This is a genomic window from Terriglobia bacterium (assembly GCA_020073085.1).
Taxonomy (GTDB): domain Bacteria; phylum Acidobacteriota; class Terriglobia; order JAIQFV01; family JAIQFV01; genus JAIQFV01.
The window spans coordinates 241,510-255,791 of record JAIQFV010000010.1 but is presented as its reverse complement, the minus strand read 5'-3'; the positions used below and the strand labels follow the sequence as shown (position 1 = coordinate 255,791).

Genomic DNA, 14,282 nt, shown 5'->3' with positions numbered 1-14,282 from the left:
TGAAGGACGCAGCGGTATTCTCTTTCCAAGGGGCTTATCAACAGCAGTTGATTCAATCGCGACAAGGAGGAATCCCTCAACCTCCTTGTCTCCCCCCGCAAAGCTTGGTAGACTTCCGGCCTGGTAGAACCCAATCTGAAAAATTGTTCCGGGGAGGACTTTCGTGCCTTTCAGACGCATTCGTGGACTTGTGTTCTTCTGCTCCTGCCTTTTTTTTGTCCCTTCGCTCCTCGCGCAGACTCCCGCTCCGGTATCGCATTACAAACCCTTTGATCAGGGGGCGGCGTACCAACCGGCGCGAACGAGGTTATTTCATGTCGAGCATTACAAACTGGAACTCTCTTTTGACCAGGCGAAACATGAAGTCCGGGGATTGGACACCATCACGCTCACCCCTTTTGGCGATGAGTTTCGCACCATCCAGCTCGACAGCACAGACCTGACGATCGAGCGCGTGACCGATACCAGCGGGACGCCACTCAAGTTCCGTGTTGAGCCGGACAAGCTCTTCATCGATCTCGATCATCCGAGGGCGAGAGGAGAGCAGGTGGAGGTGGGGATCGCCTACCATGGGACGCCAGCCAACGGAATGTATTTCATCAATCCTGACAAGGCCTATCCCAACCTGGCGCCGGAGATTTGGACACAAGGGGAATCGGAATTCAATCACTTCTGGTTCCCTTGCTACGACTATCCTAACGATCGATCCACGAGCGAAGTCGTCGTGACCGTGCCGGACAATGAGGTGGTCATCTCCAACGGAAAGCTGCTTTCGGTCACCGCCAACGAGACCGCTCACACCAAGACGTTCCACTGGAAAGAAACAGTTCCCCACAGCTCCTATCTGACCTCGCTGGTGGTAGGTCCCTTCTCAAAATATGAGGCGATGTACAAAGACATCCCCGTGGATTACTACATCACCCCGGGGATCGACAAGTCTACCGGGGACCGCTCCTTTGGCTTGACCCCCGACATGGTGGCCTTCTTTTCTGAGATTACGAAACGCGAGTACCCCTATGAGAAGTACGCTCAGTCCGCCGTGGAGCGGTATGGCGGAGGGATGGAGAACATCTCCGCGACGACCCAGACGGATCAGACGCTGCATGACGAGCGAGCCGAGCAGGATTATTCGAGCCTCGGCCTGGTGGCCCACGAATTGGCGCACCAGTGGTTTGGTGACCTGCTGACCTGCACCGATTGGGCCCACATCTGGTTGAACGAAGGCTTTGCCTCTTTCTTTGAATCGCTGTATCGGGAGCACCATCTGGGATACGAAGAATACCGCGAACATCTGCGGCAATTTGAAGAGAACTTCTTCAATGAGGACCAGCGCTACCGGCGGCCGATCGTGACTCACTACTACAAAGATAACGCTCATCTTTTCGATGCCACGACTTATCAGAAAGGCGCGCGCGTCCTCGATATGCTGCGGACCGTCCTGGGGGACAAGGCCTTCTTTGCAGGGATTCAAAACTACGTCTCCTCAAATCAGGCGAAGAACGTGATGACGTCCGATTTCGAAAAGGCGATGGAAGACTCCAGCGGACGCAACCTGGACTGGTTCTTCAATGAATGGGTGTATCACGCCGGGTATCCGGAATTGAAGGTGACGGCCCATTGGGACGACACCCGAAAGATCGAGACCGTACACGTCGAGCAGACGCAGACCGTTGACTCGACCACCCTGTTGTTCCGCATCCCGGTGAACATTGAGATCCATACCGCCGGCGGGGAGAAAACTTACGCTGTTGAGATCAACGAAAAAACACAAGACTTCTATTTTCCGCTCGATGCCGTTCCGGCCATGGTGCTGTTTGATCCCGGAAATCGTATTCTCAAAAAGATTGACTTCGAGAAATCAACGGAGGAACTGATCCGCCAGGCGAAGGAAGCCAAAGAAGGGCAGGATCGCCGCTGGGCTGCCCTGCAACTCGGCAAGGTGGGCGCCGATCCCGCTGCGGTGGAGGCCTTGAGATCCGTGTTGAAGAACGACTCTTTCTCCGGGGTGCGCGTGGCCGCGGTTGAGGCGTTGGGATCGATGCGATCACCTGCCGCGCGGGAGACGTTGGAGATCGGAATCGAAGACAAGGACTCGCGTGTCCGGGAAGCCGTGGCGCGGATGCTGGGGAGCTTTGAGAAGGATGGTCGCACTGTGGCGATCCTGAAAAACATTCTTGAAAAGGACGACAGTTATGCGGCAGAGGCCAGCGCCGCCGAGTCGCTCGCAAAAATCAAGGCTCCGGATGCCTTTGAGACACTGAAGAAGAAGTTGGACACACATCCTTATCGAACGGTGGCCACCGGCATCTATGCAGCGTTCAATCTCCTGGAGGATAAGAACGCCATCCCGCTCGCCCTGGAGGACTCGGCTTATGGGAAGGCCGACACACTGCGCTTTGCTGCCATCAACACCCTGAGTCATCTGGGCCAAGGGAACAAGGAAGTGCACAAGAGGCTCATCGAAATTACGGAAGACCCCAACGTCTTTATGCGTGCCCGGGCCATCCGGGCGCTCGGAGCGTTGAAAGATGCCGAGGTCTTGCCGAAACTGGAGGAGATTGCCGCCCGCGCAGGACATGGAGGAAGGTTTGGGGAGGCTGGCGTGGCCGATGCTGCCAATGAAGCAATGGAACAGATAAGGGCGGGAATAAATGCCAGGGTGGACCCGGCGAAATTACAGGCTGAGATCGAAGAGCTGAAGCGCTCCAACCAGAAACTCGAGCGACAGGTCGAGGAGCTCCAGAAGCGTGCGAGGTAGAACGATCGGCCGAATCCAATGGCGGATTGTGGATTTCGGAAAGCGGATTGCCAATGCTCGCTTGCTGACGGCGGAGGACTGACAGTTCGTTCGATTGCGGAATAGCGGCGACGCACGGCTGGCCGGAATGCAGGATGCTCCCTTTCCGTCCACAAGGCATCAATGACCCCTCCATTCCTTCGCCTGTTCAATCGCCCATGATAGAATTTCGCCTGAGACCGGCAGTCGATTATGCCGTGCTGGGCCTCGCTTGCATTGCCTATGGGCTCCATTCACGAAAAAATCCTACGGACGATTACCTCCCACCGGATGTTCGCCGGAGGGGAGCGGGTGGCGGTCGCCGTGTCGGGCGGGCCGGATTCCGTCGCCTTGTTGGTCCTTTTATGCCAACTCGCAACGAGATTCTCCTTGACCCTGCTTGTGGCTCACTACAATCATCAACTCCGCGGCGAAGAATCGGACGGGGATGAACAGTTCGTCCTCCAACTCTCCGAGAAGCTGGGCCTGAAGTGCATTGTGGGATCTGAAAACGTGCATCAGTTGGCCGTGACCAGCCACAGGAACGAGGAGGCAGTTGCCCGGGAGTGTCGCTACCAATTTCTGAAAGGTCTTTCCCGTTCTGAACAGGTCGAAAAGGTCGCTCTTGGGCACACGGCAAATGATCAAGCGGAGACTTTCCTGATGCGCTTGTTTCGCGGCGCAGGGATGCGAGGTCTCGGATCCATTCATCCCATGAGGGAGGGGTATTTTGTCCGGCCGCTGCTGGAGATCACCCGTGAAGAGGTTGAAGACTTTCTTGAGGAGGGTCATCTCGCGTGGCGTCAGGATTCCACCAACCGGGATCTGCGACGGACCCGAAATCGCATTCGCCATGAGCTTTTGCCCCTGCTGGCTGAAAATTACAATTCCGCGATTGTGCAAAGACTGGCACATACCGCCGCCCAATGTCGTGAAGAAGAAAGTTTCCTGGCTGGGATCGCCCAGGACTGGTTTGAACAGTTTCATTTGCGGGTAGAACGGAGCGAGGGTTTCGGGGACAGCGTCGCTTTACCCACACCTCCCCTCACACAGCTCGGTTCCCCGATCCGGAGGCGTGTCATCCGGCTGGCCGTGGAGGCCGTCAAGGGGAACTTGTTGGGGATTGATGAGGACCATGTGGCCTCCATTCAAAGACTCATTGACGTAGGGCAAAGCGGAGATTTGCTGGACCTTCCCTCCGGAATCCGGGTGGAGCGCGTCTTTGAAAGACTGCATTTCTTTTCCGAAGACCCGGCCGGGCGCCCGGAGTACGAAGTGGTGTTGCCCGTCCCGGGTTCGGTGCAAATCCCTTACCGGGGGTTGGTTTGGACGAGTCGCTTGATAGATCGCGCCATGTGGCGAGCTGAAGAACACAAGGAATTTGCCTGCGGGACCGGCAACCGCGCAGGGGAAGACGGCCAACTTCCAACGACGGCCTGTTTTGATTATTCCAAGATTTCCTTGTGTTTGAATCCGGCCGGGTCTGGTAAACTCATCGTGAGGAACCTGCAACCGGGGGATCGTTATCAACCCCGTGGAAGCGGTCACGTGGTCAAGGTTCATGATTTGCTGTCCGCATGTCAGATTGCCGCAAGAGAGCGGACGAGATGGCCCCTCCTCATCGCGGGAGACGACGTTGTTTGGGCGCGCGGATGTGCAGAGTCGGAGTGTGTGGCAGTCGCTGACTCGAGCCGCCAAATTCTCATGATTACTGAGGAGCACCAACGTGGAGAATGAAATTCAAGTCATTTATACTGCAGAGCAGATCGCCGAGCGTGTTCGCGAAATGGGCCGCATGATCACCCGCGACTATTCCGGGAAAGAGCTTGTGTGTGTCGGGACGGTGGAGGATTCGTTCGTTTTCATGGCGGACCTTGTTCGGGCCATCCAGCAGCCAGTCACGTGCCTCTTCATTAAGGCGATTACGGAAGAGGGGGTTGAGGAGATGGTGGGATACAAGAAGATCTTTTACACTTCAGTGACCAATCTGGCCAACCGCCACGTGTTGCTGGTCGTGGGGGCGCTGGACACGGGAATCACCGCCGATTTCCTCTCCAGAAATATCTTGCTGCAAGGGCCTGCTTCGCTTAAAATCGTAGCGTTGATCGATAAGCCCGAATTGCGCCGGTCCCCCGCCGTGGCAGCATATGCCGCGTTTACCGTCCATGACCAGTTTGTGGTGGGGTACGGGCTGGGCACCGATGAACGTTATCGAAACTTCCCATCCCTGGCCATGCTGCGAGGACGGTCAGCCTCGGCGCCCGACATGGTGCTGGCGTTGCGGGGCGAAGGGGATGGATAGCCCATTTCGTGGGATCAGCCGGTTGGGGAGCTTTCGCGGGCCGGGGCCAAGTCAAGGACGAAGTGGTTAACCGCTGGAGGAAATTTTGAGTTCAGGTTTAAAAACTGCAATTGTTTGGATTGCGATGATCGTCACGGCAGTCCTGTTGTGGCAGGTGTATCAGAGTTCTCAGGGCAAGCCGCGGGCAAAGGAACCCTCGTACAGTGAATTTGTGAATTCCGTCAACCAGGACCAGGTTCAAGAGGTAACGATCACTGACAACGATGAGATCACCGGCAAATACAAGAACAACAAGGATACCTTTAAAACCACGATCCCCATTCAGGATCCCGATCTGATGAAGCTTCTGCGGGAAAAAGGGGTCACCGTCAACGGGAAGAAATCAAGCCAGAACTCGTGGATCTCAGCCTTGCTGGGTTGGTGGGCGCCGATCCTGATTCTGGTCGCCTTCTGGATCTTCATGATGCGGCAGATGCAGAGTGGCGGAAACAAGGCGCTGAGCTTCGGTAAATCCCGGGCCAAGCTGTTAAGCTCACAACAGAAGAAAGTGACTTTTAAGGACGTGGCCGGGGTCGAGGAAGCGAAGGACGAGCTCCAGGAGATCATCGAGTTCCTCAAGGAACCCCAGAAATTTCAAAAGCTCGGCGGCCGGATCCCCAAAGGGGTGTTGCTGGTGGGTCCTCCCGGAACCGGGAAGACCCTTTTGGCACGCGCTATTGCGGGGGAGGCCAACGTTCCCTTCTTCTCCATCTCCGGTTCCGATTTTGTAGAGATGTTTGTGGGCGTGGGCGCGAGCCGCGTGCGCGATCTTTTCGAGCAGGGCAAAAAACATGCGCCGTGCATCATTTTCATCGATGAAATCGATGCCGTCGGGCGCCATCGGGGCGCCGGCCTGGGGGGTGGACACGACGAACGCGAGCAGACCCTGAACCAGTTGCTGGTGGAGTTGGATGGCTTTGAATCGAATGATGGCGTGATCATTATCGCCGCGACGAACCGTCCCGACGTGCTGGATCCCGCCCTCCTGCGGCCCGGTCGGTTCGACCGCCGTGTCGTGGTGGCCCGGCCGGATGTGCGGGGCCGTGAAGGGATCCTCCAGGTCCATACCCGAAAGATTCCGCTGGCGGCGGATGTCGACATTTCAGTGCTGGCGCGCGGGACACCGGGTTTCTCAGGCGCCGATCTTGCCAACCTGGTCAATGAAGCGGCGCTGGTGGCGGCGCGGTTGAATCGAAAATCGGTTATCATGGAAGATTTTGAGAGCGCCAAGGACAAGGTCCTGATGGGCGTTGAACGGAAGTCTCTGATTATCAGTGATGCTGAGAAACGCAACACCGCCTATCACGAGGCGGGCCATGCCCTGGTCGCTGCCATGACTCCGGGGGCCGACCCCCTCCACAAAGTAACCATAATTCCGCGCGGCATGGCGCTGGGCCTCACCCAGCAGCTGCCTGTCGACGACAAGCACACCTACACGAAGTCTTACTTGGAGGGTCAGATCGCCATCATGATGGGGGGACGTGTGGCCGAGGAGATGTTCCTGGGGCACCTGACCACCGGAGCCGGCAATGATATCGAACAGGCCACGGAACTGACGCGGCGCATGGTATGCGAATATGGTATGAGCGACATGGGCCCCCTCACCTTTGGCAAAAAGGAAGAGCAGATCTTCCTGGGCCGGGAGATCTCCCAGCATCGCGATTACAGCGAAGACACTGCCATCAAGATCGATCAGGAAGTCAAAAAAATCATTATGCAGGGGTACGCGCAGGCAAAGAGCGTTCTCAATGAACACCGCGACAAGCTCATCAAAATTTCGGAAGCGCTGCTCGAACGCGAGGTGCTCGACGCCAATGAGATCAAACGCCTCATTGACGGGTTGCCGTTGCAGGAACGAACGATCGCACCGACTTCCACGGCCCCTCAGAACGTGCTGTCGCCGGCGGCGACCCCGCAGAAACCCATTCCCGCTTTTAATCCCAAGACGGGAGATCGCCCGGCGCCTGCTTAGGGTGATCGGACCAGGTGTATCCCTCGAGATCAAATGCCACTTTGGATATTCAAAGTGGCATTTTTTTTGCTTGGAGCCCCCCGAAGGTGACCCCGCGCCATGCATCGCGATCCCCGGGGGCGCGTTTTTCGACGGAGGGAATTCATTTTCCTTGTTGAAGAAAGTTCATGGAACGTTTTCCCCCGTCTCGGTCCAATTCATTGGCTTGACTCAACCGTATCCCTTCTCTATTCTGCGCACATGCAACTCCGTCGAAAGAGATTTTCTCTAAAGCTTCCTGATCGAACTCTTCGCCTGGGAGAGCGGACTCTCATCATGGGTGTTTTGAATGTAACTCCGGATTCATTTTCCGACGCGGGAAGGTATCTGGACGTGGATCGCGCGGTGGAGCGGGCGAGCGAGATCGAGCGTGAAGGGGCCGACATCCTTGATATTGGTGCAGAGTCCACCCGCCCCGGCTCGAGGCGTGTGCCTTTTGAAGAGGAGCTGCATCGTCTGGTGCCCGTTCTGGAACGGTTGAAGGGGAGGATTTCGATTCCCATCTCCGTCGACACATACAAGTCGGAGGTGGCGCTGCGGGCCTTGAAATTGGGCGCAGGCATGCTCAACGATATCAGTGGAGGCCGCTGGGATCCCCGGATGTACGACGTCGCCCGCCGCCACCGTGTCCCGATGGTGCTGATGCACATGCGCGGTGACCCGCAATCATGGAAGCATCTGTCGCCGCGGCGTGCTGTGGTACAATTCGTTCTTAAGGAGTTGCGCGGGATGATCGAACGGGCCAGGGAATCGGGGATTGCCCGTCGACAGATCCTGATTGATCCGGGGTTCGGGTTCGGAAAAGATGCGGCAGAGAATGTCCGGATCTTGAGCCGGCTCGAGGATCTGGCTTGCTTGAAAGCTCCGGTGTGCATTGGGACGTCGCGCAAATCCTTTTTGGGGAAGGTACTGCAACGCCCGGTGACCGATCGGCTGCTGGGGAGCGCGGCGACGGTGGCGATTGCGGTGTTGAAAGGGGTCCATATCGTGCGCGTCCACGATGTGGCGGAATCGGTCGAAGTGGTGAGAGTGGCTGACGCCATCCTCAATCAGCGGATTTGAGGTGTTTTTGATCGACAGTCCTGTGCAGGAAGCGTAACCGGCGTGATGAATCGACCGTGAGGATGCAGGGGTGAACCCCGGACCATGAGCCAATTGCTTCAATTATTCGATTTCACCCGGATGACCTGGAATGATGTCCTCGATATCCTGATTGTTGCGATCATCATTTATCAGGTCCTGGTGCTGTTGCGCGGCACTCGCGGCGCGCAGATGGCCTTCGGCATCATCATCATCACGGTCTTCTATTACCTCTCGCGGCGTTGGCATCTTGAAACCGTCCAGTGGATCCTGACCAACCTGCTCCCGTTCTTCTTTTTGGCGATCATCATCATCTTTCAGTCGGAGATCCGCCGCGGTCTCGCCTCCATCGGCAAGAACCCTTTCTGGCGGTCTTTGACCCCGATGCGATTCTCCGATGTGTACGATGAAATCGTGCTGAGCGTGACGGCGCTCTCCTCCCAGCGCATCGGCGGATTGATCGTGTTGGAGCGTGAAATTGGCCTAAAGACTTACATTGAGAGCGGCGTGGCCTTGAACGCTCAGCTTTCTTACGATCTCCTCATGACCATCTTTAATCCCCATACGCCGCTGCATGACGGCGCCGTGATTGTCCAACGGAATAAGATTGCTTCGGCCGCGTGTTTTTTGCCGCTCACCCTGGATCCCCGGCTGAGCAAGGAGTTGGGAACACGGCACCGGGCTGCTATCGGGATCACCGAAGAAACCGATGCTGTGGCGGTCGTGGTTTCTGAAGAAACGGGGGTCATCAGCATTGCAGAGGGCGGGCAGATTGAACGCGCCTTGGATGGAGAACAGCTGAAAAAACGGTTATACCAGCTCTTCCAATTGTCTCTTCGACGGGCTCCGACGAGACCCGCTGCCTCAGAACCGGCCGCGGCCACTGAGAAATCCCGGGTACAGAGTTGATCCCTCTGAAAGGGATGCTCTCCGCGATTGCGCTGTGAGGGGTCATCTCAAGTGACGGGACATCAATGCGCTCCTCGCCCTTGAGGATGCCGCGAAGGCCTTGAGGCCTAACAACCACGCATGAAAATTTTTCGTCAAGTTTTCACTCAGAATATTGGACTCAAATTCTTTTCCCTGGTCTTGGCGTTTGCGTTCTGGCGGATTATTACCAGCGAAGATATAGCGGAAGTCGGGTTCAATGTCCCCCTAGAGCTTCGAAACATGCCGGAAGGCGTCGAGGTCGTGGGGGACGTGATCAATTCGGTGAACGTGAGGGCGCGAGCGTCCGCCAAGTTGATCAAGCGACTGACCGCTGCCGACATGTACATTTCCATCGATCTCTCCCACCCCTTCCTGGGTGAGCATACCTATCCTTTGAATAATGTCAGCGTCCAGGCCCCCGTGGGAGTTGAAGTGATCCGGGTTGTCCCCACCCACGTCAAGCTGCGTCTGGAACGCACGATCCGCAAAACCCTTCCCGTAAATGTCCGCTGGAAGGGGTCCCTGGGGGATTTCAAAGGCACACCAAGACTTGACGCGGAACCCGCTGAGGTGCAGGTGGAAGGGCCCGAATCGAGGGTGAATGATCTTACCCAGGTGTCCACCGACTTGATTGACCTGGCTCGGGTCGCTCCTAATCAAAAGCTTTCGGTGAGTCTGTCGGTTGACGATCCCACGGTTCGGCTTTCCGTTGAGAAGGTCGACGTCCGAATCGCCCTGCCCCCCACGAACGTGCCCGCAGGAAAGAATCCTACCGGAAGCAAAGATCATTGAAACTGTTCCAAAATCGTGCGTGGTTCAACGCAGGGGCGCAAAGCTATGCGCCCCTGCCGCGAAGATTCCGCGATTTCCCCATGTCACTTTCAGGCTCGACCGCTTCCAGAGGCCGCCGCAAATTCCGCTCCGAAGAGCAGGATCAGAGAGGAGATATATCCCCACATCATGATGGCGACGGCAGCACCCAGCGAGCCGTAAAGGTGGCGATAATTGAAGAATGGCATGAGGACCGCGAACAAATACTTGGCGACCTCCCAGAGGGCGGCTGCCATGAGGGCTCCCCCCAACACCGCCCGAAGCTTGATCGGCTGGTTGGGAACGATCCAATAAATCAAAATGAAGGTGATGACCGAGAAGACGATGGGAGTGAAGAGAAACATGAAATGGACGAGAGGGGAGAAGAAGGCGGGGTTACTCCAATCCCCTTGGGAGGTCCGCGCCAGGTGCGCCATCCGCCGTTGCGCTGCGGTGACCCCCAGCGAAAAAACGAGAAGGGTTCCGCAAAGCAGGGACATCCCCAGGGCGAGCAGATGGCGTCGCCAGTAACTGCGGCTCCTCGGAACGCGCCAGGCCCGGTTTAACGCGGTTTCCATGGGGAGAAAGACCCCCGATGCGCTCCACCACAGCAGCAGCAGTGAGATCAGCTGGACGCGACCGAAGTTCTTTGAAATGGACTTGAGGTTTTCCTGGATGATCTCGGCCCCGGCGGGCAGCCAGAGTGTTGCTCGGTGAATGAGGGCCTCTTCGGAGCCGGTTTGCCGGATCAGGAATCCACTCAAGCTGACCAGGCTCATCACCAGAGGAAAGAGGGAAAGAAGACTGTAAAAGGCAATCGCCGCGGAAAGACTGCCGCAATCGCTCTGCAGGAATGAACGGAAGGCTCGCTTGAAAGTATTGAGGAAGTCATGCCCCGTCGTCGAAAGAGTGCCGGCCTTTGCCGTGGAGCGGCCGTTCTTCTGGCTCATACGGGCGGTTCCTCGTCAATCGCTTCGGTGCTTTCAAAATCCTGGTTTTCATAATCCTGGATAACCGCCTTGGCAGCCCCCACGCTGTGGTCCAGGACCTTGATCTTGAATGCGCCCAGTCCATTGATATTCACGGGTAAAACATTGTGAGGTGTCTGCGTCACGAGCAGGCAATCGATCCCGGCGGCATCAAGGAGGCTCTTGATGATATTGGCCTCTACCTCATTGTGGGTTATAGCGACCTCCACCAGCCTTTCGCGGTCGAGGTGTTCATCGATGGGCATCATCGTCCCCTTTCCCGAGATACAATCTAAAAGCGAAGCAAAACGAAATCCCGGATGGGATCAGAAGGGTGCGTCACTTGATCCAAAGATGAAGAAAGTAAATCTCCCGCAAAACCAGATAAAGGTGTCCTCTCGCGGCGTCCCCCCATCTCCCTCATCGTTTTCATTGACACGCAGATTATAATAGAAACAACGGACCAATTCGACAACCGCGTTGAGAGGATGCCATGATACATCGAATCCATCGTTTGACGGCATTATTGTTGACGGTGCTGGGCGTGGGGTTGTTTGCTGGCATGGAGTGGGCACAGTCGGCCGCACCGTCCAATCCATCTTCCGTCCCAGCCACGAAGGGGGAACCGGCCAAGGCCGATACCCAGCCACCCGGAGCCTCCTCGTCCGAGATTCCATCCATTGATCCGGATGTGAAACAATGGTTTTTGGAAAGAATGAGGGTCCGTCGCCCTTACGACCCGAGGGATATTGATGTCCTGACGGGCAGAACACGCGAGGGGGACAGACTGGCCGATTTTCAAATGAATGGACTGGGCTACTGGCCACCGCTGTCCATCGGGTTTGGGAACTCTTCCTGGGGTCCAGGGAGGTCGAGGTTCCGGTCGCCCTTTGCATCCTCGAGCTTCTTGTTATTTGGAAATCGCCGCAATGCTTTCTCTTTGGGAAACTCATTTGGATTTGGGGGCGGTGGGTTCTTCTTTGGCCGTCCCTTCTTCCAGCCGTTTGCATTCCAGAGACACAATTTCAGGAGGTAGCGGGGAAAGCGCTGGAGAGCGCCGTCTCGGAACGGACTTGTCTGAAAATTTGAAAAGAGGTCCTGGTCCCCCAGGACTTTGTGCTGAGGGATCCTGAATCCCTCAAGAATCCAGTTTCCCTATCCGCTCAGTCAGTTCAGAATAACGACTTTCCTCAGGCTGCGCCCGTCGTCCCCGAACGGAGCAGGTGGTCGCAGCCCTGCTCTTGAGACTGCCAGGAGAGATCATTCGGGCTCAAACTCTTTGCCCAATCATCCCGATGGTGTTTAAAAAAATCCTGATTGCCAACCGAGGTGAGATCGCCGTCCGTGTCATCCGGGCATGCTGTGAAATGGGGATCCCCACGGTTGCAGTGTATTCGGAGCGGGATCGAGCCTCCCTCCACGTCCGCATGGCCGATGAGGCCGTCTTGATTGGTCCTCCGCCCGCCTCGGAAAGCTATCTCTCGATTGACAAGATTATTGCGGCCGCAAAAAAGACGGGTGCGGAGGCCATTCATCCGGGCTATGGCTTCTTGTCCGAGAATGCCGATTTTGCTGAAGCGTGCGAGCGGGGCGGGATTGCTTTTATCGGTCCACCGGCCTCCGCCATGCAGTTGATGGGATCCAAGATTTCAGCCCGGGCTGCGATGAAGAGCGCGGGAGTTCCTATTGTACCGGGCACGATCGAACCGGTTTCAGATGACCGCGAGGCATGTGGCATCGCGAGAGAAATCGGTTTTCCGGTCATGGTCAAAGCGGCGGCGGGAGGAGGAGGCAAAGGGTTGCGGCTCGTGAAATGCGAGGCCGAAATGGAATCTGCGGTGCGCACGGCCCGCTCGGAAGCCTTGAACGCTTTCCGCAATGACGCGATTTATATTGAGAAATTTCTCGACCAGCCCCGGCACATCGAAATTCAGATTCTGGCGGATGCACACGGGCATGTCATCCACCTGGGAGAACGCGAGTGCTCCATCCAACGTCGCCATCAGAAGGTCATGGAAGAAACCCCTTCGACCTTCATCAACGATTCGATCCGCCGGCACATGGGGGAGGCAGCGGTCGCCGTCGGACGGGCCTGTGGTTACGTCAACGCCGGCACAGTTGAGTTTCTTGTCGATTCCCGGCGGGACTTTTACTTTCTGGAGATGAATACCCGGCTGCAGGTGGAGCATCCCATCACCGAATGGGTGACCGGGATTGACCTGGTCAAAGAACAGATTTCGATCGCGGCGGGAGAGGCTCTGCACTTTTCCCAGAAAGACATCCTCCCTCGCGGCGCAGCCATCGAATGTCGCATCTACGCCGAGGACCCCTACAACCATTTCTATCCGTCTCCGGGCCGGTTGACCGTCTTGGGACGCCCCGCGGGACCGGGAGTGCGGATCGACAGCGGCGCCTATGAGGGATGGGACGTTCCTCTTGAATACGATCCCTTGCTCGCCAAGCTGTCAACCTGGGGGACGACCCGCGAAGAGGCGATTGGGCGCTTGCGCCGGGCGCTTTTGGAGTACGAGGTGATGGGGATTCAGACAGGCATCCCGTTCTATCAAAAGATCCTGCGACACCCCGATTTTCTGTCGGGAAATTATGACACGGGTTTTATCGATAAGGTCTTGGGGGAGGAATCGATGGAGACCAATGCCGCGCCGGCCTCCCAACCCGCCCCCCTGGATGAGAGCCGGATTGTGGCGCTCATGGCCGCGTCCGTTCATGCCCTGAGGAATGGATCCAGTCCCCATTTCGCTTTGACGACCGGCGAAACCACGGGGAGCCGGTGGAAATGGGCAGGACGCAAGAAAGTTCTTGAGAGGAAAGACTCCCGGTGAAGTTCGAAGCGTACCTAGACAATCAATCACTTCCGTTGGAGATTCACCGGTCCGGCCCGCGGGTCGAACTGCAGATCCAAGAGGCCCGTTACGAGGCTGATATCATTGACGTTTCTCCGGGGCGGTACTCGATCGTGTGGGGAGGAAAGGTCTTTGACGTTCATGTCGATGCCCTGCGCGACGGGGAATTCCACGTCGCACTTCGGGATCGCCGAATCACGTTGGAGCTGGTCGACCCAAGAAAATTGAAATCGCTCCGCCACCGCCATGCGGATTCCAGCGGCGAGGTGTCGATCAGCTCGCCCATGCCCGGAAAGGTCGTGCGGTTGCTGGTGGCGGAAGGTCAGGCTGTCGAGCCGGGGCAGGGAGTGGTAGTGGTTGAGGCCATGAAGATGCAAAACGAACTCAAAGCCCCAAGAAGCGGGACAATCAAGAGTTTGAATGCGCACGAGGGAAAGACCGTCAACGCGGGTGAAGAGTTGATGGTCATTGAGTAGGTCCCCGTTGCTCGATGCGCGCTTGT

General features: G+C 56.8%; 12 protein-coding genes. 10 read left to right on the top strand and 2 right to left on the bottom strand.

What is annotated here, in order from left to right:
• Positions 1-163 precede the first annotated feature (163 nt).
• The 7 genes from LAO21_12730 (at position 164) to LAO21_12700 (ending at position 9,930) form a co-directional block, all read left to right on the top strand.
• Positions 164-2,758: a HEAT repeat domain-containing protein gene (locus tag LAO21_12730; GenBank protein ID MBZ5553581.1), complete on the top strand. Its 2,595-nt coding sequence runs from the start codon at positions 164-166 to the stop codon at positions 2,756-2,758.
• A 261-nt stretch (positions 2,759-3,019) separates the two neighbouring features.
• On the top strand, positions 3,020-4,513 hold the full coding sequence (gene tilS / locus LAO21_12725) for a tRNA lysidine(34) synthetase TilS (protein MBZ5553580.1): 1,494 nt from the start codon (positions 3,020-3,022) through the stop codon (positions 4,511-4,513).
• Positions 4,503-5,078 carry a hypoxanthine phosphoribosyltransferase gene (locus tag LAO21_12720; protein MBZ5553579.1) on the top strand — a complete coding sequence of 192 codons (576 nt, stop codon included), beginning with the start codon at positions 4,503-4,505 and terminating at the stop codon, positions 5,076-5,078. The genes tilS and LAO21_12720 overlap by 11 nt, the downstream gene beginning before the upstream one ends.
• Before the next feature lie 124 nt (positions 5,079-5,202).
• Positions 5,203-7,089 carry an ATP-dependent zinc metalloprotease FtsH gene (gene ftsH / locus LAO21_12715; protein MBZ5553578.1) on the top strand — a complete coding sequence of 629 codons (1,887 nt, stop codon included), beginning with the start codon at positions 5,203-5,205 and terminating at the stop codon, positions 7,087-7,089.
• Between the two features lie 240 nt (positions 7,090-7,329).
• Positions 7,330-8,190, top strand: coding sequence for a dihydropteroate synthase (gene folP / locus LAO21_12710; GenBank protein MBZ5553577.1), 861 nt, complete (start codon positions 7,330-7,332; stop codon positions 8,188-8,190).
• A gap of 84 nt (positions 8,191-8,274) precedes the next feature.
• Positions 8,275-9,117 carry a diadenylate cyclase CdaA gene (gene cdaA, locus LAO21_12705; protein MBZ5553576.1) on the top strand — a complete coding sequence of 281 codons (843 nt, stop codon included), beginning with the start codon at positions 8,275-8,277 and terminating at the stop codon, positions 9,115-9,117.
• A gap of 120 nt (positions 9,118-9,237) precedes the next feature.
• Positions 9,238-9,930 (top strand): hypothetical protein, encoded by a 693-nt coding sequence (locus LAO21_12700; GenBank protein MBZ5553575.1) that lies wholly within the window; start codon positions 9,238-9,240, stop codon positions 9,928-9,930.
• Positions 9,931-10,019: 89 nt separating this feature from the next.
• Here LAO21_12700 and LAO21_12695 read toward each other — a convergent pair whose 3' ends face one another.
• Positions 10,020-10,898 carry a YihY/virulence factor BrkB family protein gene (locus LAO21_12695; protein MBZ5553574.1) on the bottom strand — a complete coding sequence of 293 codons (879 nt, stop codon included), beginning with the start codon at positions 10,896-10,898 and terminating at the stop codon, positions 10,020-10,022.
• The gene (locus LAO21_12690) at positions 10,895-11,182 is read right to left on the bottom strand and encodes a DUF2007 domain-containing protein (GenBank protein MBZ5553573.1); all 288 of its coding nucleotides are present in this window, start codon (positions 11,180-11,182) and stop codon (positions 10,895-10,897) included. Before LAO21_12690 ends, LAO21_12695 begins: the two co-directional genes overlap by 4 nt.
• A gap of 227 nt (positions 11,183-11,409) precedes the next feature.
• Here LAO21_12690 and LAO21_12685 point away from each other — a divergent pair, with 227 nt between their 5' ends.
• The 3 genes from LAO21_12685 (at position 11,410) to LAO21_12675 (ending at position 14,256) form a co-directional block, all read left to right on the top strand.
• Complete coding sequence (locus tag LAO21_12685) at positions 11,410-11,952, top strand: hypothetical protein (protein ID MBZ5553572.1); 543 nt, start codon at positions 11,410-11,412, stop codon at positions 11,950-11,952.
• A gap of 259 nt (positions 11,953-12,211) precedes the next feature.
• Positions 12,212-13,759, top strand: a complete 1,548-nt coding sequence (accC, locus tag LAO21_12680; protein ID MBZ5553571.1) for an acetyl-CoA carboxylase biotin carboxylase subunit — start codon at positions 12,212-12,214, stop codon at positions 13,757-13,759.
• On the top strand, positions 13,756-14,256 hold the full coding sequence (locus tag LAO21_12675) for a biotin/lipoyl-binding protein (GenBank protein MBZ5553570.1): 501 nt from the start codon (positions 13,756-13,758) through the stop codon (positions 14,254-14,256). Before accC ends, LAO21_12675 begins: the two co-directional genes overlap by 4 nt.
• The last annotated feature ends 26 nt before the right edge of the window (positions 14,257-14,282 follow it).

Coding starts and splice junctions, on each gene's coding strand:
- tilS (MBZ5553580.1), top strand. CDS start 3,020: ATGGGCTCCATTCACGAAAAAATCCTACGGACGATTACCTCCCACCGG.
- ftsH (MBZ5553578.1), top strand. CDS start 5,203: ATGATCGTCACGGCAGTCCTGTTGTGGCAGGTGTATCAGAGTTCTCAG.
- folP (MBZ5553577.1), top strand. CDS start 7,330: ATGCAACTCCGTCGAAAGAGATTTTCTCTAAAGCTTCCTGATCGAACT.
- cdaA (MBZ5553576.1), top strand. CDS start 8,275: ATGAGCCAATTGCTTCAATTATTCGATTTCACCCGGATGACCTGGAAT.
- LAO21_12700 (MBZ5553575.1), top strand. CDS start 9,238: ATGAAAATTTTTCGTCAAGTTTTCACTCAGAATATTGGACTCAAATTC.
- LAO21_12695 (MBZ5553574.1), bottom strand. CDS start 10,898: ATGAGCCAGAAGAACGGCCGCTCCACGGCAAAGGCCGGCACTCTTTCG.
- LAO21_12690 (MBZ5553573.1), bottom strand. CDS start 11,182: ATGCCCATCGATGAACACCTCGACCGCGAAAGGCTGGTGGAGGTCGCT.
- LAO21_12685 (MBZ5553572.1), top strand. CDS start 11,410: ATGATACATCGAATCCATCGTTTGACGGCATTATTGTTGACGGTGCTG.
- accC (MBZ5553571.1), top strand. CDS start 12,212: ATGGTGTTTAAAAAAATCCTGATTGCCAACCGAGGTGAGATCGCCGTC.